Here is a 23,963-nt window from a genome sequence, read left to right as displayed (position 1 = left end):
CCTACCTTACTTGCGGAACGGGAAGTTAAAGGCGGCCAGAAGCGCGCGGCCTTCATCATCGGATTTCGCAGTGGTGGTAATGGTAATGTCCAAACCACGAACGCGATCGACTTTGTCATAGTCGATTTCCGGGAAGATGATCTGCTCACGCACGCCCATGCTGTAGTTGCCACGGCCATCGAAGGACTTGGCAGACAGACCGCGGAAGTCACGAATACGCGGTACAGCAATGGAAATCAGGCGCTCAAGGAACTCCCACATGCGTTCGCCACGCAGAGTTACTTTACAGCCGATCGGATAGCCCTGGCGGATTTTGAAGCCTGCAACAGATTTGCGTGCTTTGGTAATCAACGGCTTTTGACCGGAGATAGCTGCCAGATCTGCTGCGGCGTTATCCAGCAGCTTCTTGTCAGCAATCGCTTCACCAACACCCATATTCAGGGTGATCTTCTCGACCCGAGGGACTTGCATGACAGAATTGTAGCTAAACTGAGTCATCAGTTTGCTAACCACTTCGTCTTTGTAGTAATCATGCAGTTTCGCCATCGTACTACTCCAAATTACTTGATAGTTTCGCTAGTAGATTTAAAGAAACGGACTTTTTTGCCGTCTTCGAATCTAAAGCCTACACGGTCAGCCTTGCCAGTTGCCGCATTGAACAGTGCAACGTTGGAAAGCTGGATTGCAGCTTCTTTTTCAACGATGCCACCCGGTTGGTTCAGGGCCGGAACCGGTTTCTGATGTTTCTTAACCAGGTTGATACCTTCAACAACGATCTTGCTGGAAGACAGAACATTTTTAACTTTACCGCGCTTACCTTTATCTTTTCCGGTCAGCACGATAACTTCGTCATCACGACGGATTTTCGCTGCCATGGTTCGCTCCTTAGAGTACTTCTGGTGCCAGAGAAATAATTTTCATGAACTTTTCAGAACGAAGTTCACGAGTTACCGGCCCAAAAATACGCGTACCGATAGGCTGCTCACTGTTATTGTTCAGAATAACGCATGCATTGCCATCGAAGCGAATGACAGAACCGTCCGGGCGACGAACACCCTTCTTGGTGCGCACCACTACCGCCTTCAGAACATCGCCTTTTTTCACCTTACCGCGAGGAATTGCTTCCTTGATGGTAATTTTGATGATATCGCCGACGCCTGCGTAGCGACGGTGCGAGCCACCTAGAACCTTGATACACATTACGCGACGTGCACCGGAGTTATCGGCCACGTTCAGCATAGTCTGTTCTTGGATCATTTTAGTGCTCCGCTAATGTCAACTACTACTTTTCAAACCCTTACGGGTCGTTTTTCGAACCCTTACGGGTCATTAATAGCCCAGAATCGAGGGCGCAGTATTATAACACCGCTCTTCGACCAAGGGTAGAAAAAATAAACGGCCCTTTGCAGAGCCGTTTATCGTTTTCAAGAAGAGCAATACTGTATTACAGAATCGCTTTCTCTACAACGCGAACCAACGTCCAAGACTTAGTTTTGGACAGCGGACGGCATTCGCGGATTTCAACCACGTCACCGATACCGCATTCGTTGTTCTCATCATGTACGTGCAGTTTGGTCGTACGTTTGATGAATTTCCTATACAGAGGGTGTTTCACAAAACGTTCGATTGCAACAACCATGGATTTCTCCATTTTGTCGCTCACAACACGACCTTGCAGAGTACGGATATTATCGCTCATTACGCACCCGCCTTCTGAGTCAGTAAAGTCTTAACACGTGCAATATTGCGACGCACTTGTTTTACCAGGTGAGTCTGTTGCAACTGACCACTGGCCGCTTGCATACGCAAGTTAAATTGCTCGCGCAGCAGTTCGAGCAGCTCGGTGTTCAGCTCTTCAACGCTCTTTTCACGCAGCTCATTTGCTTTCATTACATCACCGTCTTAGTTACAAAGGTGGTTTTGATCGGCAGTTTCGCTGCTGCCAGTTGGAATGCCTCACGGGCTAATTCTTCCGGCACACCGTCCATTTCGTACAGGACTTTACCTGGCTGAATCAAGGCAACCCAATATTCCACGTTACCTTTACCTTTACCCATACGTACTTCAAGCGGTTTCTCGGTAATTGGTTTGTCCGGGAATACTCGGATCCAAATTTTACCTTGACGCTTAACAGCACGGGTCATGGCACGACGTGCAGCTTCGATTTGGCGAGCGGTCAGGCGACCACGACCAACAGCTTTCAGACCGAAAGTACCGAAGCTGACATCCGTACCGGCAGCCAGACCGCGGTTACGGCCTTTGTGCATCTTACGGAATTTTGTACGCTTTGGTTGTAACATCAGCGACTCTCCTTACTTGCGGCCTTTACGCTGCTGCTTTTTAGGTTGAGCAGCCGGTTTTTCCGGTTGTTCAACGGCAGCCATACCACCCAGGATCTCACCTTTGAAGATCCACACTTTCACACCGATCACACCGTAAGTGGTGTGTGCTTCGGACGTGTTGTAGTCGATATCCGCACGCAGCGTGTGCAACGGAACGCGACCTTCGCGGTACCATTCGGTACGTGCGATTTCAGCACCGCCCAGGCGGCCACTGACTTCAACTTTAATGCCCTTGGCACCCAGACGCATGGCGTTCTGAACGGCACGCTTCATCGCACGACGGAACATCACACGACGTTCCAGCTGAGAAGTGATGCTGTCAGCAACCAGTTTCGCGTCCAGTTCCGGTTTGCGAACTTCTGCGATGTTTATCTGTGTAGGCACGCCAGCGATATCCGCTACGACTTTGCGCAGTTTTTCAACATCTTCACCTTTTTTACCGATAACGATGCCCGGACGAGCGGTGTGAATGGTCACACGGATGCTCTTGGCCGGACGTTCGATAACGATACGAGAGACGGAGGCTTTCTCCAGTTCTTTCGTCAGGTATTTACGAACTTTAAAATCGCTGTCCAGGTTGTCAGCGAATTCTTTGGTATTCGCATACCAGGTAGAGTTCCAAGGTTTGACAATACCCAGGCGAATACCATTAGGATGTACTTTCTGACCCATTGCTAGTCTCCAGAGTCTCAGCGATCGGACACAACCACAGAAATGTGGCTGGTACGCTTCAGGATGCGATCCGCACGACTTTTAGCACGCGGCATAATGCGCTTCATGCTCGGGCCTTCGTCTACGAAGATTTTCGCAACTTTCAGATCATCAATGTCAGCGCCATCGTTGTGCTCTGCGTTGGCAATGGCAGACTTCAGTACTTTTTTAACCAGACCAGCAGCTTTCTTGTTGGTGTAGGTCAGAATTTCCAGAGCTTGCGACACTTTCTTACCGCGAATCAGGTCAGCCACCAGGCGAACCTTTTGAGCAGAAGAACGAGCATGAAGATGTTTAGCGATAGTTTCCATCTCTTCCTCCTACCTTATTTTTTCTTGGCTTTTTTATCAGCCGCGTGGCCGCGATAAGTACGAGTCAGCGCGAATTCACCCAGTTTGTGACCGACCATTTCATCGGAAACAAACACCGGAACGTGCTGACGACCATTATGGACAGCGATGGTCAAACCGATCATAGTTGGAAAGATCGTTGAACGACGGGACCAAGTGCGCAGAGGCTTCTTGTCACCGCTTTCCACCGCTTTCTCTACCTTCTTCAGCAAGTGCAGGTGAATAAAAGGACCTTTCTTGAGAGAACGTGGCATGGTTTATCCTCTAATATTATTTAGTACGGCGACGTACGATGAATTTATCAGTACGCTTGTTGCTGCGAGTCTTCTTACCTTTGGTCTGAATGCCCCACGGTGAAACCGGGTGCTTACCAAAGTTACGACCTTCACCACCACCGTGCGGGTGGTCGACTGGGTTCATTGCCGTACCGCGAACGGTAGGACGAACACCACGCCAGCGTGCAGCACCAGCTTTACCCAGAACGCGCAGCATATGCTCCGAGTTACCTACTTCGCCCAGCGTCGCGCGGCAGTCAGATTCGACTTTACGCATTTCGCCAGAACGCAGACGCAGGGTCACATACGCGCCGTCACGTGCAACGATTTGCACGTAAGTACCAGCAGAACGCGCCAACTGACCGCCTTTACCCGGTTTCATTTCCACGTTATGAACGGTGGAACCAACCGGAATATTGCGCATCGGCAACGTGTTGCCAGCTTTGATAGCAGCATCAACGCCAGACTGGATCTGATCACCGGCTTTCAGGCCTTTCGGCGCCAGGATATAACGGCGTTCACCGTCTTTGTACAGAACCAGAGCGATGTTGGCGGAACGGTTTGGATCATATTCCAAACGTTCTACAACAGCAGGGATACCATCTTTGTTGCGTTTGAAGTCAACAATACGGTATTGCTGTTTGTGGCCACCACCGATATGACGGGTAGTGATGCGGCCATTGTTGTTACGGCCACCGGATTTGCTGTTTTTTTCCAGCAACGGGGCATAAGGTTTGCCCTTGTGCAGCTCAGGGTTAACCACTTTAACAACGTGGCGACGACCCGGAGATGTCGGTTTACATTTAACAATTGCCATTGTTCTTTACTCCTCCGACTTACTCTGCGCCGCCGATGAAGTCCAGATTCTGGCCTTCTTTCAGGGTGACGTAAGCTTTTTTCCAGTCGCTACGACGACCGATACGCTGTCCATGACGCTTCGTTTTCCCTTTAACCAGCAGGGTACGAACTTCATTGACTTCGACTTCAAACAGTTTCTGCACAGCAGCTTTGATTTCTGCTTTGGTCGCGTCTTTAGCAACTTTGAGCACGATGGTGTTGTGTTTTTCCATCGCAGTAGACGCTTTTTCAGAAACGTGAGGTGCAGTCAGCACCTTAAGCAGACGTTCTTCACGGATCATGCCAGCATCTCCTCAACTTGCTTAACAGCGTCAGCCGTCATTACGACTTTGTCGAAGGCGATCAGGCTAACCGGATCGATACCTGCTACATCGCGTACGTCAACCTTGTACAGGTTGCGTGCAGCCAGGAACAGATTCTCATCCAGTTCACCGGTGATGATCAGCACGTCGTCCAGCGCCAGGTTTTTCAGTTTCTGTGCCAGCAGCTTGGTTTTCGGTGCTTCAACAGAGAACTGCTCGACAACGATCAAACGATCCTGACGTACCAGCTCGGACAGAATGCTTTTCAGCGCGCCGCGGTACATCTTTTTGTTTACTTTTTGACTGTGGTCCTGAGGCTTGGCAGCAAAGGTCACACCACCGGAACGCCAGATCGGGCTCTTGATAGAACCTGAACGCGCACGGCCAGTACCTTTCTGACGCCACGGTTTTTTACCGGAACCAGTTACTTCAGCACGGGTCTTCTGAGCACGAGTCCCTTGACGTGCACCAGCTGCATAAGCAACAACAACCTGGTGTACCAGCGCTTCGTTGAAATCACGACCGAAGGTAGTTTCGGAAACAGTCAGCGCGCTTTGCGCGTCTTTCAATACTAATTCCATTGCTATCCCCTTACGCCTTCACAGCCGGTTTAACGATCAGGTCGCTACCGGTTGCACCCGGGACAGCACCTTTCACCAGCAGCAGGTTGCGCTCAGCGTCAACGCGTACTACGTCCAGACTCTGAACGGTGACACGCTCGTTGCCCAGCTGACCAGCCATTTTCTTGCCTTTGAACACTTTGCCCGGAGTCTGGTTCTGACCGATAGAACCCGGAACGCGGTGAGACAAGGAGTTACCGTGAGTAGCATCCTGAGTACGGAAGTTCCAGCGTTTAACAGTACCCGCGAAACCTTTACCTTTGGACGTACCAGTAACGTCAACTTTTTTCACGTCAGCGAAAATTTCAACGCTGATGCTTTGGCCTACGGTGAACTCTTCGCCTTCAGACAGGCGGAATTCGCGCAGGACGCGGCCAGCTTCAACACCCGCTTTAGCAAAATGACCTGCTTCCGGCTTGGTAACACGGTTTGCTTTTTTAGCACCGGTAGTTACCTGTACAGCCTGGTAGCCGTCATTAGCCAGGTATTTAACCTGAGTAACGCGGTTTGCTTCAATTTCGATAACGGTTACAGGGATAGAAACGCCGTCTTCAGTGAAGATGCGGGTCATGCCCACTTTTTTACCGACTAAACCAATCATTGTATCAACCTCTCAATCGCTTGATGACCTGATTAACCCAGGCTGATCTGCACATCTACACCGGCAGCCAGGTCCAGACGCATCAGAGCATCAACGGTTTTCTCGGTTGGCTCAACGATGTCAACCAGACGCTTGTGAGTGCGAATTTCGTACTGATCGCGCGCGTCTTTGTTGACGTGCGGGGAGATCAGAACGGTAAAGCGCTCTTTGCGGGTCGGCAGCGGGATCGGACCACTTACTTGCGCACCAGTGCGCTTGGCCGTCTCAACGATTTCCGCGGTTGCTTGATCGATCAGACGATGATCAAACGCTTTCAGGCGGATACGGATTCTTTGGTTCTGCATGAGACCAGAGCTCCAATTATTTATAAACGTAAATGATTACTCCTCACACCCATTTCGATTGATGGGGGAGTGTAATCGTTCGGCCATAACTCCCAAATCGGGAGTATTGTTGACCCATGCCTATTGCATGGCGTCTCTGCTCGTAAACGTACTGCACATACATGCACCACATTTAACGTAACAGGCCCGACTTAATTCAGACGGGCCCGCGCATTATACGTAAATCTGTTCAGGAAGCAACCGCGTTTTACACAATCACGCTTGTTTTAGCTGTGCTTGCAAATAATTAGGCACCCCAAGGCGCGCTATCAGGTCAAGTTCTGTCTCAATCCAGTCGATGTGCCCTTCTTCATCAGCCAGGATTTCAATCAGCAGGTCGCGACTGACATAATCGCGCACCGAATCCGTGTACGCGATCCCCTCGCGCAAATCCTTGGCGCCATCTAACTCCAGCTTCAGGTCAGAACTCAGTATCTCTTCGACATCCTCGCCAATGTTGAGTGCACTGGTCAAGTAAATCAGGACACTTTTTTCTCAGCCATTTGTTCATAACGCACCGGAGACAGATCACCGTTAGCGGCATGATGCCTGTCTAGGTTGTAGTAGCGGATATACGTCGCCACATCATGCTCCATGTAAGCCCGTGTTGGCTGGGGTACCAGCAGCAACCATTCATGTTTCAGACTGCCCCAGAAGCGCTCCATCACCGCATTATCCCAGCAGGCACCCACGTCTCCCATACTGCTCCTCAGCCTGTAGCTGCTCAGCAGCGCCTGAAAGCGTTGTCCCGTGTACTGCGCCCCCCTGTCCGTATGCACCACCAGGCCCGGCGGGGGAGTTCGCAGGTTATAGCCAAGCGACATTATTTTGATAACAGCCAGCTATGCTTCTTTGCCGCATATCAGGGCATAGGATGTAATCATTTTTAAGTCGGTTGGCTATAATTGCTGCGGTGGCAACCAGTGGGCCAACACCTGGAATGTCCATAATCCGCCGACAGGCCTCATTCTGTTTCGCCCAAGTGGCAAGCTGTTTTTCGATACCCTCTATCTGCATATCCAGGTCATTGAGGCGCCGATGCTGGTCTTCAAACTGGTAGTTCAGGAACGGTGGCAGCTTTTCCTTAAGTCGCTCAAGCACCTCTGGCATCGCCTTGTCCAGTGACGCCCGGCCTTTACGCACAGTTTCGCCGAACTCCAACAGCAATCCGTGTAGCGAGTTGATTTGCGCGGTGCGGAACTTCACTAACTGGCGGCGCATTTTGTGCAGCGACAGTACTGCCTGCTGTTCCTCAGTTTTGACGGCAACGGCTTTAGCTGGCTGCTGGACCGCCATCCAGATAGCACGGGCATCCATCACGTCATTTTTATTGCCCATCACGAAGGCCTTGACGAATTTGCCCTGGAGTAGTCTGACCTTATGCCCCAGTTTTTCCAGCTCCCGCGCCCAGTGCTGGGAACCGCCGCAAGCTTCCATGCCAATCAGGCAAGGCTCACGATTGCTGAAGTATTCCAGCAGCGCGTCGCGCTTTATCTGTTTATCGATGACTTCACCGGTATGTTCATTAATGAAATGAACCTGCATCAGATGTTTTGCGATATCGACGCCAACAGGGGTATATTTCATGTCGTGGATCCTCCAGTTATCAGGGAGCTTTATGCATCCCGTGTTGGGCACAATGATGCCGGAAGTCTGCGAGGATCCACACCTTACCTGCCGAACCCTTCGCTGCTCTCAAATGTGTGGGATGCGTTCATCTCATTCTCCTGTTTTTATAGTGTTATTTGGGTGTCGTACTTGGCGTGGCTCATGGTCTTCCAACTCAGGCCATTATCTTTGGATAACATGCGCCAGTAGAGGGAGAGTCGTATTGATAAATAACCGGTTCGTCGTATGCGTATTGCGTGGATAAGTCCTTCACGGTATAAGCGCTTAAATCGCTTCTCACGCTCTCTTATTCTGACTGGTATAGCTAAACGACTTAATTTTGATTACATTATTTAAATGAGCTATTCAATTGATTTTAGACGTAAAGTGATATCTACACGGAAAAACGAAGGGTTGAGTATCCGAGAAACAGCGAAGCAATTTCGGATTGGCCCTGCCTCTGTATCGCGTTGGATTAATCAAATAGAGTCAAAAGCATCGACCACGCGTCAGCGAAAGATCGATAAATCCGAGTTGATAAAAGATGTTGAACAATATCCAGATGCTTACCAAAAAGAACGTGCAGAGCGTTTTGGCGTTTGTCAGAAGGCCATTTGGCAAGCGCTTAAAAAGCTGGGATTGACCTATAAAAAAAACTCTACGTCATCCGAAAGCCGACGAAAACGCCCGGCAGGGATTTCAACAAAAAAAACAACAGTATGAAAAAGAAGGTAAACCTATTGTTTTTATTGATGAAAGTGGTTTTTCACACGATGCCCCACGGACTCACGGCTATTCCCCAAAAGGTCAACGGTGTTTTGGCCTGAAGAACTGGGGAGCTAGGGGAAGAACAAATGTTATCGGCGCTTTATTAGGCACAACGCTGTTTGCTATCGGATTATTTGATATCAATATTAACAGCGATGTTTTCTATGCCTGGGTCACACAAGTCCTTATCCCAGTACTCCCTAAAAACAGTGTAATCATGATGGACAATGCCACTTTTCACAAAAAACATAATATTCAACAAGTCATCATCGATGCAGGGTATATGGTGGAGTATTTGCCTACATATTCGCCAGATCTTAACCCAATTGAGCATAAATGGGCACAAGCAAAAAGCAAAAAAAGAGAGATGGGTTGCGATACAGAGAGTTTGTTCTCAGTCCATATGGTGTAATCAAAATTAAGTCGCTTGGCTATAGCGCCGCTTCCCTTGACATCCATCTTGCCGACCGGCTTTTCTTCGTTTTCGCCTTTTCGGGGATGAGTTACCAACAGCACATGCACCGGGTAAGTCAGCTTGAACTCGCATAAGGCTTCCATAAACGCCTTCTGGCCGTTGTAATCATCCTCATTGAGTCCGCACATCATCAGCGAGTCCACGACAAACAGTTTCACGCCATAGCGCTTGTGCGCATATTTGAACACGGACAAAATCCGTTCTCCCTTGGCTTTACCCGTCACGTTGAACAACCACATCCGCGCATCGAGCAGGTCCATCATCCGGTCTACATCCTCCGGTGAGGTATCCCCCGTAGATACGGCTTGTCGAATCATCCGTTTCAGCAGGATAGCAGGCCGTAGCTCCATCGAGGCGATGCAGGCAGACACCCCCTGGTACGTCGCCTCAAGCGACAGATGCCCCACAAACTGCGATTTGCCGTGACCGTTAACGCCGTTGACCAAGGTCAGTTCGTGCGTCCTGAATCTGAAATTCTGCTCCAGCGTGGGCCACGGACTGGTGAACAGACCGGGAGCGGGTGAAAAAAAAGCCGCATGGACTTCCTGACGGAATTCGCCCGCCCGTTTGAGTTCTGTGGGGTCGAACGTCTCAGCGTTCATGAAGAGGCGTTGAAACTGCTCCACTGAAATATTGTTGACCAGGCATTCGTTAGCGTCCTTGTGAGGGAGTTTCACAAAGTTGCAACGATGGATACCCAGCCGGGTAGCAATTTCCTTGGCGGCGGATTGCCCGGCGGCGTCCATGTCCATGCACAGGAATATCTCTCCGAAACGTGATAGATTTTCGTACTCATGCTCAATCCACTGCTGCTTGGCCCCCGTCCCTCCACCGAAGGGAACCGACAGTGCCGGGAGGCCGTACTGGTGGAGGCTCATCGCGTCAATTTCGCCTTCACAAATCACCACCAGATTGCGCTCTTTGGGGTTGATGGCCTGCCAGCCAAACAGACAGGGTTCACAATCAGACTCCACCATGATGATTTTTTTACCGTCATGACGCTCAATCCCCAACCGCTTGATTTGTTTCAACTCACCGTCGCGCAGGTAGGGGAAGGCGATGGCAGGGACTTCCTGCTTGGTCTCGTGGTTGAATATCACCGCGTCGGTCACTTTGAACGCTTGTGCCGTCTCGTGGGAGATCCCCCTTGAGGCCAGATACGCGAAACAGTCGCGGGAGCCTTTGACGCCCTTGCGCTCAGGCCTCTTGAAGATTTTTGGCTGTTTCGGCAGGAACTCATTGCTCTCGTCCTTGACACCCAGAAACACTTTGGCCTCCTGCATGGCCTGATGGAGTTGGATACCGCACACCGCTACCCACAAGTCCAGCAAGTCGCCACCCTGTCCGCCGTTGAACTCACACCAGACCTGCTTGCCGGTGAGATTGACCTTGAGCGATTGCCCCTTGTTGCCGTCCAAATCACCGACAACCCATTCCCCATTGACGCGCCGACCGTTGGGGAGTAAGTGAGCCACCACCTGCTCCACCCGCTGCCACAACAGGCCGGATAATTCCTGGATAGTCATACTGCCTCCAATCGAAAAATCTTAAAGCCCAGCGTCACTGCCGATATCGGCATAACCCCGTGGCAGTAACCGGCAATCAAAACCGGTTTCAGCCATGATTTCATCGACCCTCCAGAAGTTCATACAGTGCCAGTTCACGCCGCTGCTCTTCGGTCAACCGGGAGGCATCGAACGCGGGCGTGGTATTGGCTGGCTCGGTGATTTTTTCGGGGAACAAGCCCTGCCAACCGCGCTCGATGGACAAGCCAATCACCGCATCGGGGTTGACATGGTTCTCCAGCATCGACCTGATGCGCTTGCAGGTGGTCGGGGTGAGTGGGTGACGAATTTCTTTCCGGTGCTCCACCCAATCGGCCCAAACCTCTGCCGACACGTTAGACGGTTTTTCGGTTAGCGGGTCAAATTTGTTTTTCTTGTCGGCAAGGGGTAAGGGGATATTCTTTACCGGTTCTATGACTGGTTCAAAAGAGTGACTGGTTCTGGTGCCGCCTGTCGGCACAGGGGGTGTGCCGCCTACCGGCATAGGGGTGCCATTTCCCGGCACAGGGGGTGTGCTGGTAGTCGGCATAGGGTTATCCAATTTCAGATAGTAAACATTGGATGCATTACCCTTGCCATTATTCGTACCGGTACGATTTTCTTTTACCAACAAACCCGCCTTTTCCAGTGCATCAATGTGATCTCGAACAGTGCTTTTACTGCATTCACAATGATCGGCAATATGCTGATACGAAGGCCAGCACTCCCCTTTGTCGTTGGTATTATCAGCCAGCTTCAGGAGAACCAGCTTACGTATCGGGTTACCGACTTTGATATTCATGGCCTTAGCCATCAATGACATGCTCATTTGCGTTTCTCCTCGGACTCATGCTGAGCCAGGTAAAGTTGTTGTTGCAGGCGGAAGAGTTCGGCGAATTTCTTCGCCGCATCCTCCGGCATCAGTGTTTGGGGTTCAGGATGAGGGCGACAGGCGCCCTTTTGCTTGAAATTCCGGCGGTTTCGTGCCATAATTCCTCCTGAAATTAATGAGTTATTTGCATTTCTAAGCCGAAAAAGTGTTCGCGCACTGTTCGGCTTTTTCTTTGGTCAAATACCCCGCCAACCGTTTGGCTAATTCAGCCATTTCATCATCAGCAATGCCGTAGTTCAGCACGGCCAGCATCAGGCTCACTTGGCGAAACAGACCGTTCTTCCAGCGACTGACCTGGTACTCCGGTACGTTCATGGCGGCGGCAAAGGCTTTCTGTCCCATCAGGGCTAACTTGTTGAGTAGCGCCGACTCGATGTGAGCAGCTTTCTTGCTTTGTGTTGCAGGGTTCATTTGTGATACTTCTCCGTATTGTTAAGGCATGACAACCCTGTGGGGTGCCACCGTGTTATTGGGGGTGAAGCACCCACCGGTTAAGTTTGTAAAGAGCGGTGAAGATTATTGGTTTTTTGCTTTTGCCATTGAGTTGAGAAGCTCAGCAGCACTAATCTTTCCGTCAGTCGCCATCACGATTGAGGATATGAAGCGTGCGCTTATCTCTGAACCTTTAAGCCACTTGCTAATTGATGGCTGGCCCGTTCCTACTCGGCGAGCCAACTCAGACTGGGAGCCAGCAATCTCAATAGCCCTTTTGATAACGGCATTCATAGCGGTATTCCCTTTTACATAAATAAGAATGAATTATTCTTTAGAGAATTGAAATAGTCAAGTCATTTTAGACTTTGACATAAAATTCTTTAGGGAATATTTTTCGTAATATGAAAACACTCAAAGAAAGACTGGCTTATGCCATGCATACGACCGGGAAAAACAACCAGACTGAACTGGGACGACAAGCCGGTGCACCTCAATCTTCCATATCAAAAATACTACGGGGGAATAGCGAAACATCGCGCCATACAGGAAAGCTAGCGGCAGCTCTTGGAGTTAGTGCTGATTGGTTAATCAACGGCACAGGTTCCATTTTTGGTGAAGCAAACCAAACCATACAAGCAATTGATGTTTCAAAAAATGTAAAAGTTTTCGATTTTAATGGTTTTACAGGAAACCATGTTTCGTGGTTTAGCACATTACCAGAACACTTTAGAGCCTACGAAATTAAAGGGAGGACGGGTATATCACAGGCTCCTGCCGGAGCTATTGTTATCGTTGACCCAGAAGAGCTACCGGCATCCGAAGATTTAGTTTTGATCCTACTAAAAGATACAATCTCCGTTTTTCGTTATCACATAGGTGGTGATGGTAAGGGATATTTGTCAGTAGATGATTCACGAGTTCCTCTAGCACCAGTTTCGGATCTCTCCTCAGTGCTTGGTCCAATCGTCCAGGTTTTCATTCCAGAATTGAATAAGTAAACAACCATTAGATCTTTTGCCTGAGCGCTGTAATAGCTACCAGGCCCAACTCTTACATACAGTTCCCCCATACTCCCTCCTGACAAAAACCATACATTACTGTGTTTTCATACAGTATATGACCGTAAAATTTACTATTCCAGTAAAAAAAATTCTCTTGCGAATCACCGATAAAATGCCCTTTAGAATTATTTAATAAATTCCATATTGACTTATATTATTCTTTATTGCATAGTTAGTCCATCAGCAGGACGCTGGGTAACTCAAACGGATGTGTGCTCTTTAACAATAGACTTGTGGGTGATTCACCCCGCCAAAGTGGTTTGCTTTGGGATGATGACACGAAAGTGTGGTGTAAAAACACTCCTTGCAGAGGAGTGAACCGTGCGAAAAACACCGCCGCTATTCAGGTGTAGACATCATCACCAAAGCTAACCAGTTGGAGAATTCAAATGCCAAGAAACAGGCACAAGAATCTAGCTCGTGCCATCGCGCACCGTGCGGAGAAGAAAGAAGCAATAGCTACAGGCCAACTTACGGTATGTAAGAGAGTCGGAACGGCTGATGTACTGGCTCAGCTCGTAATTCAGTTGCGCGACAGAAAGCAGCAAGAAACAGTTGGCTCAGTATGCATACCTGATGTAGCGCTCTTTCGAGCTGGACATCGCAGTAAGCCTAAAAATCCGTTTCATGTTCAAAAGTGAGGTAATTATGAAATTTAAAGATTTTCCAGATGCGCCAGCTCGTCGTCGTTAACTCCCCATTCCAAAATTGCCAGCGCCAAACTCATCAGCCCGAAAAACGAATGCTTCTCCGTTCCTCTGGCTACCTTCATCCGGCTTACTTGTGATTCGTCTACGCTCAGAAAGTCAGCAAACTTTCGCTGTCCGAATATTGCCAGCTTGTTCAAAAGCTGCGATTCAATCTGGCGAGCTTTCTTGCTTTGTGTTGCGTGGTTCATGTGTGATACTTTCCTTATTGAAAAAAACAGGTTATCGGATGCACGTGTAGATACACGGCACCTGTGGTGTAATGTGGTAATCAACAGACGTGACGAAGCCGTGAGGCAGTCACAGTGAGTGTGTTACTGTGGGATGTTGCGTTCGCCACGTTGTCGGTGGCTTCCGTAGGACGACTGTCCGTTGTGAAGAGCGGTACTGCTGGTTAAGCAGCCTGCTCCGGGTGCGGGAACAGCTTAGGTAAGTCTGGCCGAAATTCGTAAGCAGGAACCAGTCCTCCTGTGGCTTCTACCAGATCAGGCACATATTCAGGGGAGATCTGTATTTTGCCATTTAGCCAGTCACAGATTGTTGATTGTGCTCTACCGCACTTTTTTGCCAATGCCATCTGGCTACCAACGATTGCTATTGCCTGTTTTACTCCCAAATTCTTCATAAATCGAATCTCCTATAAGCAAATACGATTTTAGGCAAGTTTAGTTACGCAGTCAATCGTTATTGCTATTTTGAGAAATTATCGCTTCTGCGATATAATTTTATAAATTAGTTCAAAGGGTTATTCATGTGAGTTTTTCAGAAAGGCTTCAAATTGCAATGAAAGCAACAGGGCACACACAAGGCTCCTTGGCTCGTGCTGTAGGCATGGCGCAATCTAGCGTATGGAGGCTAACCAGTGGAGGTGCATCAGGAACTAAAAAACTTTTCAAGATAGCCAAAGTTTTAGGCGTCAATCCTGAGTGGCTTTCAGATGGCATTGGAGAAATGCAAGCTAACTATAACAATAAAGATTATCAATTTTTTTCTGATGCAGTATCTTTATATGATAACAAGGAAACGATAAGCAGTGATGTTTTTGCGATAAAAATATATAACCGCATAGAGTGGGTGCTCTCCCCTAGCGAAAGGGGTGAAAAGGATCCTGAATCCATGTTTTGGTTACCTAAAAATATTGCTTACAAAACAAATGCTTCTGTCGATTTGTCTGTGGCTGTCATCGCTCCAGACGACAGTATGTCTCCTAACATAGAAGAAGGTGCTATCGTTATACTAGATAGAAGCTTAAAGGAAGTCAGAAATGGTAAAACTTACGCCGTATCGTACGGGGGGGTGTATATGCTTCGTACACTTTATCAGTTGCCTGAAGGCAAGGTTCGGTTAAAGAATAATAAACCTCATGATTATCCTGAAGACATAGTATCCATATCTGATCTAATCATAATAGGGAAAATTTACTACGTGGCAGGTATTTTTGATTAATAACCATGTAGTTAGCTCAATTTCATTGATGGGCTAGCTATTTCTTTCTCTGCCCTAGGTAACTGCTATCCCTACCGCAATTTCATCCTCCTTTCTATTTACTCCTAAAGAACAGTTCATAAAAAATCGCAAAATAAAAAAATAATCATCTACGCATCAATTATCCATTGGTTTTCGCAAAAAAATAATCGTATTTACGATTGACTTGGTGCAATCTAAAAGCCTATTATTCCTCCCATCAACCCACCAGACAGCCTACAGCCAGACGGTGGAACACCAACCCGCAACGGCAATACCCCGGCAGGCAAGACCTCGAGTTACCCGCCGATTGCCTGAGCGTAAGTAGCCAGCCCGAGGCACAGGAACATGACGGCGGTTGGGATAGCTAACGAGAGAGGATGAGAGATGAAAATCATGCAGATTCGAGGGAATAACCAAGATTACTTGAATTGGAAGAACAATGTGATGCGTGATGCTAACAGCTTTACGCCAGGATGCCACCTTATCATGGCAGCCTGTGAGCAAGCAGATGAAACAGGGCACATGATAGAAAAAGCGTTTTTCTCCACATGCCCCAAAACTAAGAAAATAACGCTATACGTATCAGGTGATCCGGACGTGTTTCTTAAAACGATACGAATTATTGAAATGAAATCTACATTTTTACTTCAGTCTGAAACCCCGTTTTTCGCGGAAGAGAAATATTTTTTTTAATCAATGAGATAATTTCTGAGCGTGTATCTTCGATATCGACAGAGGTGAATTTTGTATCTGGAACATGATTACGCACAGAATCGATCATCGCTAAAGCGGGCTGTGTAATGTTATTACTACCATCAATATATGATATTGCAATTAATGGGATATTAATTTGAGCTGCTGCTTTTACCGCAGTTTCCAAAAAATCAACATAAATATCTTTGTTGGATGCCATAACAATAATTGCTCTTGATTGCCTGTGGAGTCACTAAATTATCAGATTCTCTAGCCTGTGGAAAGGAGGGAACCACTGCCGCCTGAGGTGGAGAAGTAAACCAGGCATTAAACCACAGCAGATTAATGAGTCTGCTCTGTTTTAACCGCTCTTTCAAAACGAGCCTCGTGCTCTACGGAAGCCACCGACAACGTGGCGAACCTTTACCCAGATGTTTTTGGGGTGTGGTGGGCTGAATAAAAATTATAGCCAACACCAGGGCCACCACTGGCTCACCACACCACCAAAACCATCTATTGGAGGGGAGCATGGCTACCATCATTTACCGTAAATCTATTAATCCTGTTAATTGTGTTAGCAAAACAAACGCCGCTATTCGCCGTCATGCCAGACGCAAGGCAGAGGCCATCCGGCGTGAACTGGTGTCATCCCGTATCGATAAAGCTTTAGGTCAGAAGCCAGAAAGACGCAAAGCGCTTAATCGAATTGAATTAGCATTCAAGAGCAAACGTGCGCCAAGGATTAATTTCAATTTACTGGCTAAGTTCAGAGAGAAAATTAATCGTTTCGCCGAAATGTACGACACGATTAAGCGTATTAGTCATCGCATCTGGTACAGCAAGCCGAAAACCGAGTATGGCATTACCGCCAGAGCAAGACAGACGCATATATCGCGGCGCGTTCATTGAATTTGAGGAGAATTGAATGATGCAACTTAATAAACCTCATATCACAACCTTTAATCACCCTAATTTCGGTGACATGGTCGCTGTCACCAACGGCAGTAATAATATTAATGATTCACGTTATTTGATGAGCATCAATACTCACCCATATGACGACCACGAGACAATGGTATATAGCCAACCGACTTAAAAATGATTACATCCTATGCCCTGATATGCGGCAAAGAAGCATAGCTGGCTGTTATCAAAATAATGTCGCTTGGCTATACAAATCAACCATCGCCTTTCTGGTGGAAGAAAATAAGTGGCTCAAAAAGCAGGTGAAAAAATTAACGGGCATCCATGACTGAAACACTTTCAGCATTCCAATCATCGTGCTTATCGCTGTAATTAACATGACAGTGACAACAATAGATAATATCACACTACCGATTTATACCCTCGCCGATCCCAATAGTTAAACGGAGAACGCCATGCAATATGCCTTTGCAGGGTGGCCTATTGCTGGCCGCTCGGAAACACAATTTGACCCGATTCGGTCAATCGAACATCACCGCTCAAATATCGTCACGGGCCAGAGCTTCAAAAACAAAAGCTGGCTGCAACGGTTATTCGAGCAGCTTATAGCAACGGTTAATCAAAAGGGTCATCCATGAAACGCGACCTCGTTATTTTCATGCACCGGCACTGCATGGTATCTGCCGCTGCAAACAGGCGGGCTGGCGTGATGGATAAGGCTGCGAACATGCTTATCTGCGCCAGAGACTACCGAACGTCATTGCGGCGTGACGCCGACCTTCCAGCGGGAGTGCTGGCTATCTTTCTCAGGGAAGAGAAAACAAGCGAATCCGAATGTTCAGAAATTCACAGCGATGAGCCTATTTCATGGGATGAATTCGCTGGCAATCACATGTGAGGTGAGCAATGGACTTATCACAATTAGACGCGCCGTTCCCGGTAGATGATATCGAATGGCGTGTGCAGCGGTGTGGAATAGCGAAAAACAACCCGTGGGCCATGGTTCTGGCCTACGTGACTAACCGCGCCATCATGAAGCGCTTGGATGACGTATGCGGGAAAGAGAACTGGAAGAATGAATTCACCCCGGGGCCGGATGGTGGCGTGATGTGTGGCATATACATTCGGATCAGAGACCAATGGGTGGCTAAGTGGGACGGTGCAGATAAAACTCAGGTTGAAGCCGTTAAGGGCGGCATGTCTGGTTCAATGAAGCGGGCCGCTGTTCAGTGGGGTATTGGTCGTTACCTCTACTCACTGGAAGAGAATTTTGCCATCTGCTCGATTGAGAAAAAAAATGGCTGGAACAAGGCTTCATTCAAGGATACAGACAACCAATACAAGAACATCTGGTGGCAAACTCCGCCATTACCTGAATGGGCTATGCCAACGCCTCCTGATGCGGCACAGGGCGAATCCGACGATGCCAATGCCGATGAATCCAACAAGGACGAGCTGCTTAAATCATTCACTGAATCCGCAACGTCAGCAAAGAATGTTGATCAGCTAAAAGCGGCGTTTGAGGAAGCGTGGCGAGCTTTGCGCGGAACGCCGCAGCAGGCCGACGCGAAAGGCGTGTATGACATTCGTAAGTCAGAACTGGAAGAGGCGGCATAAATGGGACAGAGAGGCGTCAACAAAGTCATTCTTGTAGGTCATTTGGGGCAAGGCCCCGAAGTGCGCTACATGCCGAACGGTGGCGCGGTAGCAAACCTGACCGTAGCCACATCGGATACGTGGCGAGATAAGCAATCAGGCGAGCAGAAGGAGCGCACCGAATGGCACCGCGTCACGCTGTACGGCAAGTTGGCAGAGGTGGCTGGCGAGTATCTCCGCAAAGGCTCACAGGTCTATATCGAGGGCCAGTTACGCACACGGAAGTGGCAAGACCAGCCAGGGCAAGACCGATACACAACGGAGGTTGTTGTCGATATTGGCGGATCAATGCAGATGATCGGCGGCAAGCAGGATGGCGGGCAGCAAAACAATCAGCGCCAGCAATCAAGCGGCAATGGTCGGCAGCAACAACAGGCACCCAACAATGAGCCGCCGATGAATTTCGACGACGAGCCGCCATTCTGATTTAACCCAACCATCACCGCAGCGCTATATCCAACATGGAAGGATTTGTGCTGCCTAAATTTCAGGTGACGTTATGACCTACGAAGAATTAACGCCTGACGAAAAACACTATTACAACCGATTAGACTCGTGGGGAAAGGAACGCTACCTAAAGACTATTCCTATAGTCAGAGGCGCAATGGAAGCGGTAGACGCTGGCGAAAAAGGATTGTCTCACCCACGGTTAATTAACTGGGAAGAAAAACGGCTGGCATGGGAAAATCGCGTGATATTAGCCGAAGAGAAGCGGAGCGCAGCGGAAGCCAATAGAGTTTATGTCAAAGTAGAAATTGACCCCTCTAAAGACGAACGCTTTAAGAATTACATAGGGCGTTACGGTGCTGTCAGAAGCGACTAAGAGTCTGTAAAGAATTTTGTGTAAATGGCTCCATTGCTTAACCGGAGATTCGTTCTCCATACATCAACATGAATTGGCTCATAGCAGGTTTCCAGTCTCTGATTGGCAAGGTCCATTTAGCAGAGATATTATGCAAGGCTAGATAGAGTAATTTTATCACCGAGTCATCCGTTGGAAATATTCGTCGCGTTTTCGTTATCTTGCGCAATGAAGCATTTAACGACTCTATCGCGTTGGTGGTGTAGATAACCTTGCGGATCTCCGGCGGAAAGTCAAAAATGACGATGAGACGTTCCCAATTATTTCTCCACGACGGGCTGATCGTCGGGAACTGTTCATCCCATTTGGCCGCGAAGGCATCCAGGGCCTCTTCAGCGCCCTCTAGCGTTGCGGAACTATAGATGGTGCGCAGGTCAGCAGCAACGGCCTTACGCTCTTTCCAGCCGACGTAGCGCAGCGAGTTCCGCACCTGATGCACAATGCAGAGCTGTACCCGCGTATGCGGGTAAACAGCTTCAATGGCATCAGGAAAGCCTTTCAGGCCATCGCAGCAGGCGACGAAGATGTCCTTTAGCCCACGATTTTTCAGTTCTGTCATCACAGATAACCAGAACTTGGCCCCCTCAGTTTTGGCTATCCATAGCCCCAGCAGCTCTTTTTCGCCCTGGCCGTTGACGCCGAGGGCCAGATAAACAGACTTGTTGGCCACGGCTCCGCCGTCCTGGCTTTTGACAACAATACAGTCAAGGTAAACAATGGGATAAAGCGCATCCAGCGGCCGTTGCTGCCAGCGCTTAACTTCATCCATCACAGCATTGGTCACTTGAGAAATGAAGCCAGCGGAAACATCGACCCCGTAGACTTCTTTAAAGTGTGCCTGAATATCACGGGTTGATAACCCTCTGGAATAGAGAGAAATAATGCGGTCATCGAAGCCGTTAAGCTGTTTTTCGTGCTTACCGATCAGTGTCGGCTCGAAGGTACTGTTGCGGTCGCGCGGAATATCGAGCTCGATCTCCCCATTTTGGCTACGTACGCTCTTGGATGTCTTGCCATTGCGTGAGTTGCCTGAATGATTACCAGCCGGGTCATGCTTAGCATACCCAAGGTGCATCTCCATCTCAGCTTCAAGAACCCGTTCCGCCAGTCTTTTAGTCAGCACCTTGAGTAGGCCTGATTCACCCAGCAGATCCTGAGGGGAGTGACAATCTTGAAGCAGTTGGTCAATAAGTTCGTTGCTGATAGGCATTTTGTTATCCTTTGAAGGTTTTCCTCAAAATGCCATTTACACAGATTATTTTACAGTCTCGCGACTAATCCCCAATATTGTGGGTTGTGCAGGATCTGCACACCTCCCGATATGGGCACCACCTGCATATTTTCATTGCTCCTGCTCATTTTTCTTTCTACTGCATATTTTAGTTGATCCTGCGTGTTTTAGTTGATCCTGCATATGAGCTAACAACCCGTAGTGGCATAATTAATTAGAGGGCCGTGACGAGAAAAGCTTTCACAACCAGAGAGAGAATACCCAAAATTCCAGCACTCAGCATCCAGCGAATTAACTTCTGCTCAGATCGGATACCGGCCATCTCAAGCTGTAAGTCTTTGCGGACTAATTGCATATCCTTACGGACATCGGCTATCTGAGCTTCAGTTTTCTCGAAGCGTGCCTGCATCTGAGCTTCGTTCTTCTCGAAGCGAGCGTCAATATCCTTACGGACATCGGCTATCTCACGCTTCACCTCGGCGATATCAGCGGACAGGTCTTTGCGCACATCGTCGAGATCGCGCTTTGTTGCAAGATCTGCTACCTCGTGTGATTTTCGCACAACAAGAGATATCGCCTTAGCCTGGTCTTTCGGCAATCCGGCGTTTTCCAGCGTTTCAACGAACTCTTGAGTATCAAATGCAACTTGGCCCATAGGGATCCTCCTGTGTTAAGCCAAGTGTAAGCGATCTGACCGCCAATCTGCAAAATTTTACCCGTTAGCCCTCTGATAACCACATCCGTTTAATTATGGAGAAATCGTTATGTCTAAATTAGTTGTCATTGAAAATACGGTCGTCCGTCAGGACGCTTTTGGGCTTTACTGCCTTAACGATTTGCACCGCGCCGCCGTTGCACAAGGTAAAGCGCTACCCATTAATAAATAGTCAAAATTATTTTTAATGCATGGCGCTATACATTGATTATATTAGAAAATGCTATGGACAGCCCCTTAAAGAAACGTCTATTTATTAGTGGTCATAGCTATATTGAAAAGGATATAGCGATCAGATGCGCCAATCTCCTAATAGTTTGATTTATTTAACAAAGCCGTATGAAGCATGAGAGTTAGCTCGTGTTTTGTTTAAGGATTGCACACCCATATCAAAACCGGTAACTCTCAACCTTTCAAGGTCCAGTGTCAGCTCAAGTCACGACTAATACAGATAAGTATTTAACTTGGCCGTGGACTCTTCTTCTTGCCAAGGGCAATAGTAACATGCTCCTCATTTGCAACATGTTCAGCGACATTAGCGATATCCCATGCTATTTGTCTAACATTTAATTGTGCTGCTTTTAGCATGTCTGAATAACGCAGAATTTCTTGCGCCTGCTTTACGCAGTGTATGCTATAGAGACCAGTACATTCGTGTTTATATGTAGCGGTAAGATTATCAATTGTCCGTTTAAAACCGCCTGCTCTGTCTATAGCTTCAGCAAGCTTTATTTGCAATAAATCTAGCTCATATCCCTCATGAGCAAGATTTCTTCTTGTATTTGCTGGTAAGTGATTAGCCGATGTCTGCTGTTGACTGTAGTAAAGTTCGAGAAACGCATTACTAACCCAACGACAGGTAGAGGCTACACCCGTTACTGCGCCCGCTTTAGTTGCCGCAAGTATGACGTTAGCTGTACTTATGGGGTCCGTCGGTGGACTCCATGCTCTCAACCAAGCAGCTGCATTTGCACCACAGATGGTTGCAATAACATTTGCTCCATCACCGTTAGTTAAAGGTCCACCTCCTCTGGCAACATAAGCTAACACTGAATTTAATGTTCCCCAGCCAGCCCAAGCCCCCCCGGCAGCAGCGCCGTATATAAGTGTCTTGTACTGTTGGTTAGTAAGTGCATAAACAGGATTTAGAGCCCCTAAGCACATAAACACTAGGTAAGTAATAAGTGATTTTTTAATACTTGACATGAAACCCCCATAAATGGCAAACATATCCAGAGGTTTCATATTAATTGGCAATTATTAAAATAGTATTACATATATATTACCATTTGTTAATAAAATTAAATGTTGAGGTTAATTAGCAGAGCTCGCCACAGATTTTATGAATCACAGGGAATAATGCTATCATGGCATGCCTATTTTGGATTAAAATGTTGTTAACTCTAGGCGGCGTCCCTTAATTGCCTAGGGCTTTGTTGAATAAATCAGAATTAGCCGACAGGATGGCTCCCTCTGCTACACCTGTTATCCGATCCTGACGCTGTGTGGCATACCCAACAACGTCATACGGTTCAGCGCTTTGACCATCGCCATTGCTTCACCTACCTGAGCCTCATAGTCACGCAGGCTCAGGTGGCCACCCAACAGAGTTTTGATGCGGAACATCACTGTTTCTGCCACTGAACGGCGGTTATTGACGCAAGGAGAACCCATGCGCTATAGTCAAGCTGCATCTGCAAATTCAGGTGCCGGGTTTGAGACCCCGCCGAGATTCACCGCGACAAACTGACACGCCGCGAGCGTGTTTTTTTATGTCGCAATCTAGCTACACTTCCATGGTGAGCTGGATGGGGCAGCCGTAAGGCTGGCCGGACGGTGATCCCGGTAGTCTCAACCCTGTTCAGTTCACCACCAAATATGAGTTTGAGACCTCATGGTGGTGATTATAAGTTCACTATCTGGAGGTCACCATGACGCTTCAACCATCTGTTACCACACCAAAAGTTACCATCCATAACGGTAAAGCTGTTACTACGTCACTAGACGTTGCTGGTTATTTTTGCAAGCTCCACAAGAACGTTATCCGTAGCATCGAATCGCTCGATTGTTCACCTAAATTCACTGAGCTCAATTTTGAGCCGAGTGAATATACCGACAGCACAGGCCGCAAACTCCCGATGTATAAAATGACTAAAGACGGCTTCGTCTTCCTCGTCATGGGCTTCACGGGCAAGAAAGCAGCAGCGTTCAAGGAAGCTTACATCGCGGAGTTTAACCGCATGGAAGAGCGGCTTCATGGAGCAGTTGCCGTCAGTGGTGTAACCAGCGAAATCTTACTTACCCTTCAAGATAATAAAATCATCAGCTCCCGGCCCATCGCTGACAACGAGTATGTTGCCAGTCTCGATACATTGTTCGAGATTGCGCGCCGAGCTGACTATCTCGTCATACACAAAGACGATCTGATTAAAAAGCTCGCTAGCTAATCACCAATCCCGCCCCGGTATCGCGCCGGGGTTTTT

The 23,963-nt window shown here is 48.2% G+C and carries 37 protein-coding genes and 6 pseudogenes; 13 read left to right on the top strand and 30 right to left on the bottom strand.

Translation table 11 applies throughout. The features are described from left to right. Positions 1–6 precede the first annotated feature (6 nt). From rplE to ACQGXV_RS13950, 18 genes and pseudogenes are all read right to left on the bottom strand, one after another. A complete protein-coding gene (gene rplE / locus ACQGXV_RS14035; RefSeq protein WP_222158732.1) occupies positions 7–546 on the bottom strand; it encodes a 50S ribosomal protein L5 in 540 nt (179 codons plus the stop codon). A 14-nt stretch (positions 547–560) separates the two neighbouring features. Beyond that, complete coding sequence (rplX, locus tag ACQGXV_RS14030) at positions 561–875, bottom strand: 50S ribosomal protein L24 (protein ID WP_222158733.1); 315 nt, start codon at positions 873–875, stop codon at positions 561–563. A 10-nt stretch (positions 876–885) separates the two neighbouring features. Next, positions 886–1,257 carry a 50S ribosomal protein L14 gene (rplN, locus tag ACQGXV_RS14025; RefSeq protein ID WP_023479426.1) on the bottom strand — a complete coding sequence of 124 codons (372 nt, stop codon included), beginning with the start codon at positions 1,255–1,257 and terminating at the stop codon, positions 886–888. Positions 1,258–1,444: 187 nt separating this feature from the next. Further along, positions 1,445–1,699, bottom strand: a complete 255-nt coding sequence (gene rpsQ, locus ACQGXV_RS14020; protein WP_440866692.1) for a 30S ribosomal protein S17 — start codon at positions 1,697–1,699, stop codon at positions 1,445–1,447. After that, the gene (gene rpmC / locus ACQGXV_RS14015) at positions 1,699–1,890 is read right to left on the bottom strand and encodes a 50S ribosomal protein L29 (protein WP_024107517.1); all 192 of its coding nucleotides are present in this window, start codon (positions 1,888–1,890) and stop codon (positions 1,699–1,701) included. The genes rpsQ and rpmC overlap by 1 nt, the downstream gene beginning before the upstream one ends. Next, positions 1,890–2,300, bottom strand: a complete 411-nt coding sequence (rplP, locus tag ACQGXV_RS14010; RefSeq protein ID WP_009111208.1) for a 50S ribosomal protein L16 — start codon at positions 2,298–2,300, stop codon at positions 1,890–1,892. The genes rpmC and rplP overlap by 1 nt, the downstream gene beginning before the upstream one ends. Positions 2,301–2,312: 12 nt before the next feature. Continuing rightward, positions 2,313–3,014, bottom strand: a complete 702-nt coding sequence (rpsC, locus tag ACQGXV_RS14005; RefSeq protein ID WP_440866691.1) for a 30S ribosomal protein S3 — start codon at positions 3,012–3,014, stop codon at positions 2,313–2,315. A 17-nt stretch (positions 3,015–3,031) separates the two neighbouring features. Beyond that, the gene (gene rplV, locus ACQGXV_RS14000; protein WP_440866690.1) at positions 3,032–3,364 is read right to left on the bottom strand and encodes a 50S ribosomal protein L22; all 333 of its coding nucleotides are present in this window, start codon (positions 3,362–3,364) and stop codon (positions 3,032–3,034) included. A gap of 14 nt (positions 3,365–3,378) precedes the next feature. After that, the gene (gene rpsS, locus ACQGXV_RS13995) at positions 3,379–3,657 is read right to left on the bottom strand and encodes a 30S ribosomal protein S19 (protein WP_440866689.1); all 279 of its coding nucleotides are present in this window, start codon (positions 3,655–3,657) and stop codon (positions 3,379–3,381) included. A 16-nt stretch (positions 3,658–3,673) separates the two neighbouring features. Further along, on the bottom strand, positions 3,674–4,495 hold the full coding sequence (gene rplB, locus ACQGXV_RS13990; protein WP_222158735.1) for a 50S ribosomal protein L2: 822 nt from the start codon (positions 4,493–4,495) through the stop codon (positions 3,674–3,676). A gap of 19 nt (positions 4,496–4,514) precedes the next feature. Further along, positions 4,515–4,817 (bottom strand): 50S ribosomal protein L23, encoded by a 303-nt coding sequence (rplW, locus tag ACQGXV_RS13985; protein ID WP_195316357.1) that lies wholly within the window; start codon positions 4,815–4,817, stop codon positions 4,515–4,517. Continuing rightward, entirely contained in the window at positions 4,814–5,419 is a 606-nt protein-coding gene (gene rplD / locus ACQGXV_RS13980) for a 50S ribosomal protein L4 (RefSeq protein ID WP_440866688.1), read from the bottom strand. The genes rplW and rplD overlap by 4 nt, the downstream gene beginning before the upstream one ends. A 10-nt stretch (positions 5,420–5,429) precedes the next feature. Next, complete coding sequence (gene rplC, locus ACQGXV_RS13975) at positions 5,430–6,059, bottom strand: 50S ribosomal protein L3 (RefSeq protein WP_440866687.1); 630 nt, start codon at positions 6,057–6,059, stop codon at positions 5,430–5,432. 32 nt (positions 6,060–6,091) lie between these two features. Next, entirely contained in the window at positions 6,092–6,403 is a 312-nt protein-coding gene (gene rpsJ, locus ACQGXV_RS13970) for a 30S ribosomal protein S10 (RefSeq protein WP_440866686.1), read from the bottom strand. 255 nt (positions 6,404–6,658) lie between these two features. Beyond that, positions 6,659–6,904 (bottom strand): annotated as a pseudogene (locus ACQGXV_RS13965) (ferritin-like domain-containing protein); the annotation flags it as partial. A gap of 17 nt (positions 6,905–6,921) precedes the next feature. Further along, positions 6,922–7,278 (bottom strand): annotated as a pseudogene (locus ACQGXV_RS13960) (integrase core domain-containing protein); the annotation flags it as partial. A gap of 67 nt (positions 7,279–7,345) precedes the next feature. Further along, positions 7,346–8,029, bottom strand: a pseudogene (locus ACQGXV_RS13955) (IS110 family transposase); the annotation flags it as partial. A gap of 146 nt (positions 8,030–8,175) precedes the next feature. Then, positions 8,176–8,361, bottom strand: coding sequence for a ParE family toxin-like protein (locus tag ACQGXV_RS13950; protein WP_440867423.1), 186 nt, complete (start codon positions 8,359–8,361; stop codon positions 8,176–8,178). Positions 8,362–8,407: 46 nt separating this feature from the next. Between ACQGXV_RS13950 and ACQGXV_RS13945 the strand changes: the two genes are divergently transcribed. Both ACQGXV_RS13945 and ACQGXV_RS13940 read left to right on the top strand, forming a co-directional pair. Continuing rightward, positions 8,408–8,773 (top strand): IS630 transposase-related protein, encoded by a 366-nt coding sequence (locus tag ACQGXV_RS13945; RefSeq protein WP_440862584.1) that lies wholly within the window; start codon positions 8,408–8,410, stop codon positions 8,771–8,773. Continuing rightward, positions 8,697–9,122: pseudogene (locus ACQGXV_RS13940) on the top strand (transposase); the annotation flags it as partial. The gene ACQGXV_RS13945 and the pseudogene ACQGXV_RS13940, both read left to right, overlap by 77 nt. Here the strand turns inward: ACQGXV_RS13940 and ACQGXV_RS13935 are convergent. The 5 genes from ACQGXV_RS13935 to ACQGXV_RS13915 form a co-directional block, all read right to left on the bottom strand. Next, positions 9,074–10,270: a bifunctional DNA primase/helicase gene (locus ACQGXV_RS13935; RefSeq protein ID WP_440867422.1), complete on the bottom strand. Its 1,197-nt coding sequence runs from the start codon at positions 10,268–10,270 to the stop codon at positions 9,074–9,076. The pseudogene ACQGXV_RS13940 and the gene ACQGXV_RS13935 overlap by 49 nt on opposite strands. Before the next feature lie 649 nt (positions 10,271–10,919). Continuing rightward, on the bottom strand, positions 10,920–11,666 hold the full coding sequence (locus ACQGXV_RS13930; RefSeq protein WP_440866685.1) for a helix-turn-helix domain-containing protein: 747 nt from the start codon (positions 11,664–11,666) through the stop codon (positions 10,920–10,922). Beyond that, complete coding sequence (locus ACQGXV_RS13925; RefSeq protein WP_440866684.1) at positions 11,663–11,827, bottom strand: hypothetical protein; 165 nt, start codon at positions 11,825–11,827, stop codon at positions 11,663–11,665. The genes ACQGXV_RS13930 and ACQGXV_RS13925 overlap by 4 nt, the downstream gene beginning before the upstream one ends. Before the next feature lie 34 nt (positions 11,828–11,861). Further along, positions 11,862–12,140 (bottom strand): CII family transcriptional regulator, encoded by a 279-nt coding sequence (locus ACQGXV_RS13920; RefSeq protein WP_440866683.1) that lies wholly within the window; start codon positions 12,138–12,140, stop codon positions 11,862–11,864. Between the two features lie 105 nt (positions 12,141–12,245). Then, on the bottom strand, positions 12,246–12,455 hold the full coding sequence (locus tag ACQGXV_RS13915) for a transcriptional regulator (RefSeq protein ID WP_440866682.1): 210 nt from the start codon (positions 12,453–12,455) through the stop codon (positions 12,246–12,248). A 110-nt stretch (positions 12,456–12,565) separates the two neighbouring features. Between ACQGXV_RS13915 and ACQGXV_RS13910 the strand changes: the two genes are divergently transcribed. After that, positions 12,566–13,162, top strand: coding sequence for a helix-turn-helix domain-containing protein (locus tag ACQGXV_RS13910; RefSeq protein WP_440866681.1), 597 nt, complete (start codon positions 12,566–12,568; stop codon positions 13,160–13,162). Between the two features lie 718 nt (positions 13,163–13,880). On the opposite strand, the gene ACQGXV_RS13905 is transcribed toward ACQGXV_RS13910, so the two are convergent. Together ACQGXV_RS13905 and ACQGXV_RS13900 are read right to left on the bottom strand one after the other, a co-directional pair. Then, positions 13,881–14,123: a CII family transcriptional regulator gene (locus tag ACQGXV_RS13905; protein ID WP_440866680.1), complete on the bottom strand. Its 243-nt coding sequence runs from the start codon at positions 14,121–14,123 to the stop codon at positions 13,881–13,883. A 203-nt stretch (positions 14,124–14,326) separates the two neighbouring features. Beyond that, a complete protein-coding gene (locus tag ACQGXV_RS13900; RefSeq protein WP_440866679.1) occupies positions 14,327–14,557 on the bottom strand; it encodes a transcriptional regulator in 231 nt (76 codons plus the stop codon). A gap of 128 nt (positions 14,558–14,685) precedes the next feature. Here ACQGXV_RS13900 and ACQGXV_RS13895 point away from each other — a divergent pair, with 128 nt between their 5' ends. Further along, positions 14,686–15,378: an XRE family transcriptional regulator gene (locus tag ACQGXV_RS13895; RefSeq protein WP_440866678.1), complete on the top strand. Its 693-nt coding sequence runs from the start codon at positions 14,686–14,688 to the stop codon at positions 15,376–15,378. Positions 15,379–16,033: 655 nt separating this feature from the next. On the opposite strand, the gene ACQGXV_RS13890 is transcribed toward ACQGXV_RS13895, so the two are convergent. Then, positions 16,034–16,312 carry a hypothetical protein gene (locus ACQGXV_RS13890; RefSeq protein ID WP_440866677.1) on the bottom strand — a complete coding sequence of 93 codons (279 nt, stop codon included), beginning with the start codon at positions 16,310–16,312 and terminating at the stop codon, positions 16,034–16,036. Positions 16,313–16,620: 308 nt separating this feature from the next. On the opposite strand from ACQGXV_RS13890, the gene ACQGXV_RS13885 reads away from it, so the two are divergent. The 7 genes from ACQGXV_RS13885 to ACQGXV_RS13855 all read left to right on the top strand — a co-directional run bounded on the left by ACQGXV_RS13885 (position 16,621) and on the right by ACQGXV_RS13855 (position 19,495). Continuing rightward, positions 16,621–17,001, top strand: coding sequence for a hypothetical protein (locus ACQGXV_RS13885; protein ID WP_440866676.1), 381 nt, complete (start codon positions 16,621–16,623; stop codon positions 16,999–17,001). A 146-nt stretch (positions 17,002–17,147) separates the two neighbouring features. Further along, a complete protein-coding gene (locus ACQGXV_RS13880) occupies positions 17,148–17,348 on the top strand; it encodes a hypothetical protein (RefSeq protein WP_440866675.1) in 201 nt (66 codons plus the stop codon). 123 nt (positions 17,349–17,471) lie between these two features. After that, positions 17,472–17,654 (top strand): hypothetical protein, encoded by a 183-nt coding sequence (locus ACQGXV_RS13875; RefSeq protein ID WP_440864458.1) that lies wholly within the window; start codon positions 17,472–17,474, stop codon positions 17,652–17,654. After that, complete coding sequence (locus tag ACQGXV_RS13870; protein WP_440864459.1) at positions 17,651–17,914, top strand: hypothetical protein; 264 nt, start codon at positions 17,651–17,653, stop codon at positions 17,912–17,914. The genes ACQGXV_RS13875 and ACQGXV_RS13870 overlap by 4 nt, the downstream gene beginning before the upstream one ends. Before the next feature lie 8 nt (positions 17,915–17,922). Then, the gene (locus ACQGXV_RS13865; RefSeq protein WP_440866646.1) at positions 17,923–18,633 is read left to right on the top strand and encodes a Rad52/Rad22 family DNA repair protein; all 711 of its coding nucleotides are present in this window, start codon (positions 17,923–17,925) and stop codon (positions 18,631–18,633) included. Further along, a complete protein-coding gene (gene ssb / locus ACQGXV_RS13860; RefSeq protein ID WP_440866674.1) occupies positions 18,634–19,098 on the top strand; it encodes a single-stranded DNA-binding protein in 465 nt (154 codons plus the stop codon). It begins immediately after the preceding gene. 73 nt (positions 19,099–19,171) lie between these two features. Further along, on the top strand, positions 19,172–19,495 hold the full coding sequence (locus ACQGXV_RS13855) for a hypothetical protein (protein WP_440866673.1): 324 nt from the start codon (positions 19,172–19,174) through the stop codon (positions 19,493–19,495). Between the two features lie 37 nt (positions 19,496–19,532). Here ACQGXV_RS13855 and ACQGXV_RS13850 read toward each other — a convergent pair whose 3' ends face one another. Together ACQGXV_RS13850 and ACQGXV_RS13845 are read right to left on the bottom strand one after the other, a co-directional pair. Beyond that, complete coding sequence (locus ACQGXV_RS13850) at positions 19,533–20,744, bottom strand: IS256 family transposase (RefSeq protein ID WP_440862551.1); 1,212 nt, start codon at positions 20,742–20,744, stop codon at positions 19,533–19,535. Between the two features lie 235 nt (positions 20,745–20,979). Further along, positions 20,980–21,420 (bottom strand): hypothetical protein, encoded by a 441-nt coding sequence (locus ACQGXV_RS13845; protein ID WP_440866672.1) that lies wholly within the window; start codon positions 21,418–21,420, stop codon positions 20,980–20,982. Positions 21,421–21,529: 109 nt separating this feature from the next. Here ACQGXV_RS13845 and ACQGXV_RS13840 point away from each other — a divergent pair, with 109 nt between their 5' ends. After that, the gene (locus tag ACQGXV_RS13840) at positions 21,530–21,652 is read left to right on the top strand and encodes a hypothetical protein (RefSeq protein ID WP_440863054.1); all 123 of its coding nucleotides are present in this window, start codon (positions 21,530–21,532) and stop codon (positions 21,650–21,652) included. 287 nt (positions 21,653–21,939) lie between these two features. Here ACQGXV_RS13840 and ACQGXV_RS13835 read toward each other — a convergent pair whose 3' ends face one another. Beyond that, on the bottom strand, positions 21,940–22,725 hold the full coding sequence (locus ACQGXV_RS13835) for a hypothetical protein (RefSeq protein WP_440866671.1): 786 nt from the start codon (positions 22,723–22,725) through the stop codon (positions 21,940–21,942). Between the two features lie 240 nt (positions 22,726–22,965). Beyond that, a pseudogene (locus ACQGXV_RS13830) lies at positions 22,966–23,133 on the bottom strand (IS5/IS1182 family transposase); the annotation flags it as partial. A 305-nt stretch (positions 23,134–23,438) separates the two neighbouring features. Here ACQGXV_RS13830 and ACQGXV_RS13825 point away from each other — a divergent pair. Beyond that, positions 23,439–23,735, top strand: a pseudogene (locus tag ACQGXV_RS13825) (Rha family transcriptional regulator); the annotation flags it as partial. Between the last annotated feature and the right edge of the window lie 228 nt (positions 23,736–23,963).

This window comes from Symbiopectobacterium purcellii (genome assembly GCF_052050035.1).
In the GTDB taxonomy this organism is placed as follows: domain Bacteria; phylum Pseudomonadota; class Gammaproteobacteria; order Enterobacterales; family Enterobacteriaceae; genus Symbiopectobacterium; species Symbiopectobacterium purcellii_A.
This window is presented reverse-complemented; position numbering and strand designations above follow the sequence as displayed.

Excerpts from the sequence above, each read along its gene's own strand:
- rplE (WP_222158732.1), bottom strand. The coding sequence starts at position 546 with ATGGCGAAACTGCATGATTACTACAAAGACGAAGTGGTTAGCAAACTG.
- rplX (WP_222158733.1), bottom strand. The coding sequence starts at position 875 with ATGGCAGCGAAAATCCGTCGTGATGACGAAGTTATCGTGCTGACCGGA.
- rplN (WP_023479426.1), bottom strand. The coding sequence starts at position 1,257 with ATGATCCAAGAACAGACTATGCTGAACGTGGCCGATAACTCCGGTGCA.
- rpsQ (WP_440866692.1), bottom strand. The coding sequence starts at position 1,699 with ATGAGCGATAATATCCGTACTCTGCAAGGTCGTGTTGTGAGCGACAAA.
- rpmC (WP_024107517.1), bottom strand. The coding sequence starts at position 1,890 with ATGAAAGCAAATGAGCTGCGTGAAAAGAGCGTTGAAGAGCTGAACACC.
- rplP (WP_009111208.1), bottom strand. The coding sequence starts at position 2,300 with ATGTTACAACCAAAGCGTACAAAATTCCGTAAGATGCACAAAGGCCGT.
- rpsC (WP_440866691.1), bottom strand. The coding sequence starts at position 3,014 with ATGGGTCAGAAAGTACATCCTAATGGTATTCGCCTGGGTATTGTCAAA.
- rplV (WP_440866690.1), bottom strand. The coding sequence starts at position 3,364 with ATGGAAACTATCGCTAAACATCTTCATGCTCGTTCTTCTGCTCAAAAG.
- rpsS (WP_440866689.1), bottom strand. The coding sequence starts at position 3,657 with ATGCCACGTTCTCTCAAGAAAGGTCCTTTTATTCACCTGCACTTGCTG.
- rplB (WP_222158735.1), bottom strand. The coding sequence starts at position 4,495 with ATGGCAATTGTTAAATGTAAACCGACATCTCCGGGTCGTCGCCACGTT.
- rplW (WP_195316357.1), bottom strand. The coding sequence starts at position 4,817 with ATGATCCGTGAAGAACGTCTGCTTAAGGTGCTGACTGCACCTCACGTT.
- rplD (WP_440866688.1), bottom strand. The coding sequence starts at position 5,419 with ATGGAATTAGTATTGAAAGACGCGCAAAGCGCGCTGACTGTTTCCGAA.
- rplC (WP_440866687.1), bottom strand. The coding sequence starts at position 6,059 with ATGATTGGTTTAGTCGGTAAAAAAGTGGGCATGACCCGCATCTTCACT.
- rpsJ (WP_440866686.1), bottom strand. The coding sequence starts at position 6,403 with ATGCAGAACCAAAGAATCCGTATCCGCCTGAAAGCGTTTGATCATCGT.
- ACQGXV_RS13945 (WP_440862584.1), top strand. The coding sequence starts at position 8,408 with ATGAGCTATTCAATTGATTTTAGACGTAAAGTGATATCTACACGGAAA.
- ACQGXV_RS13935 (WP_440867422.1), bottom strand. The coding sequence starts at position 10,270 with ATGGTGGAGTCTGATTGTGAACCCTGTCTGTTTGGCTGGCAGGCCATC.
- ACQGXV_RS13930 (WP_440866685.1), bottom strand. The coding sequence starts at position 11,666 with ATGAGCATGTCATTGATGGCTAAGGCCATGAATATCAAAGTCGGTAAC.
- ACQGXV_RS13925 (WP_440866684.1), bottom strand. The coding sequence starts at position 11,827 with ATGGCACGAAACCGCCGGAATTTCAAGCAAAAGGGCGCCTGTCGCCCT.
- ACQGXV_RS13920 (WP_440866683.1), bottom strand. The coding sequence starts at position 12,140 with ATGAACCCTGCAACACAAAGCAAGAAAGCTGCTCACATCGAGTCGGCG.
- ACQGXV_RS13915 (WP_440866682.1), bottom strand. The coding sequence starts at position 12,455 with ATGAATGCCGTTATCAAAAGGGCTATTGAGATTGCTGGCTCCCAGTCT.
- ACQGXV_RS13910 (WP_440866681.1), top strand. The coding sequence starts at position 12,566 with ATGAAAACACTCAAAGAAAGACTGGCTTATGCCATGCATACGACCGGG.
- ACQGXV_RS13905 (WP_440866680.1), bottom strand. The coding sequence starts at position 14,123 with ATGAACCACGCAACACAAAGCAAGAAAGCTCGCCAGATTGAATCGCAG.
- ACQGXV_RS13900 (WP_440866679.1), bottom strand. The coding sequence starts at position 14,557 with ATGAAGAATTTGGGAGTAAAACAGGCAATAGCAATCGTTGGTAGCCAG.
- ACQGXV_RS13890 (WP_440866677.1), bottom strand. The coding sequence starts at position 16,312 with ATGGCATCCAACAAAGATATTTATGTTGATTTTTTGGAAACTGCGGTA.
- ACQGXV_RS13885 (WP_440866676.1), top strand. The coding sequence starts at position 16,621 with ATGGCTACCATCATTTACCGTAAATCTATTAATCCTGTTAATTGTGTT.
- ACQGXV_RS13880 (WP_440866675.1), top strand. The coding sequence starts at position 17,148 with ATGACGACCACGAGACAATGGTATATAGCCAACCGACTTAAAAATGAT.
- ACQGXV_RS13875 (WP_440864458.1), top strand. The coding sequence starts at position 17,472 with ATGCAATATGCCTTTGCAGGGTGGCCTATTGCTGGCCGCTCGGAAACA.
- ACQGXV_RS13870 (WP_440864459.1), top strand. The coding sequence starts at position 17,651 with ATGAAACGCGACCTCGTTATTTTCATGCACCGGCACTGCATGGTATCT.
- ACQGXV_RS13865 (WP_440866646.1), top strand. The coding sequence starts at position 17,923 with ATGGACTTATCACAATTAGACGCGCCGTTCCCGGTAGATGATATCGAA.
- ssb (WP_440866674.1), top strand. The coding sequence starts at position 18,634 with ATGGGACAGAGAGGCGTCAACAAAGTCATTCTTGTAGGTCATTTGGGG.
- ACQGXV_RS13855 (WP_440866673.1), top strand. The coding sequence starts at position 19,172 with ATGACCTACGAAGAATTAACGCCTGACGAAAAACACTATTACAACCGA.
- ACQGXV_RS13850 (WP_440862551.1), bottom strand. The coding sequence starts at position 20,744 with ATGCCTATCAGCAACGAACTTATTGACCAACTGCTTCAAGATTGTCAC.
- ACQGXV_RS13845 (WP_440866672.1), bottom strand. The coding sequence starts at position 21,420 with ATGGGCCAAGTTGCATTTGATACTCAAGAGTTCGTTGAAACGCTGGAA.
- ACQGXV_RS13840 (WP_440863054.1), top strand. The coding sequence starts at position 21,530 with ATGTCTAAATTAGTTGTCATTGAAAATACGGTCGTCCGTCAGGACGCT.
- ACQGXV_RS13835 (WP_440866671.1), bottom strand. The coding sequence starts at position 22,725 with ATGAAACCTCTGGATATGTTTGCCATTTATGGGGGTTTCATGTCAAGT.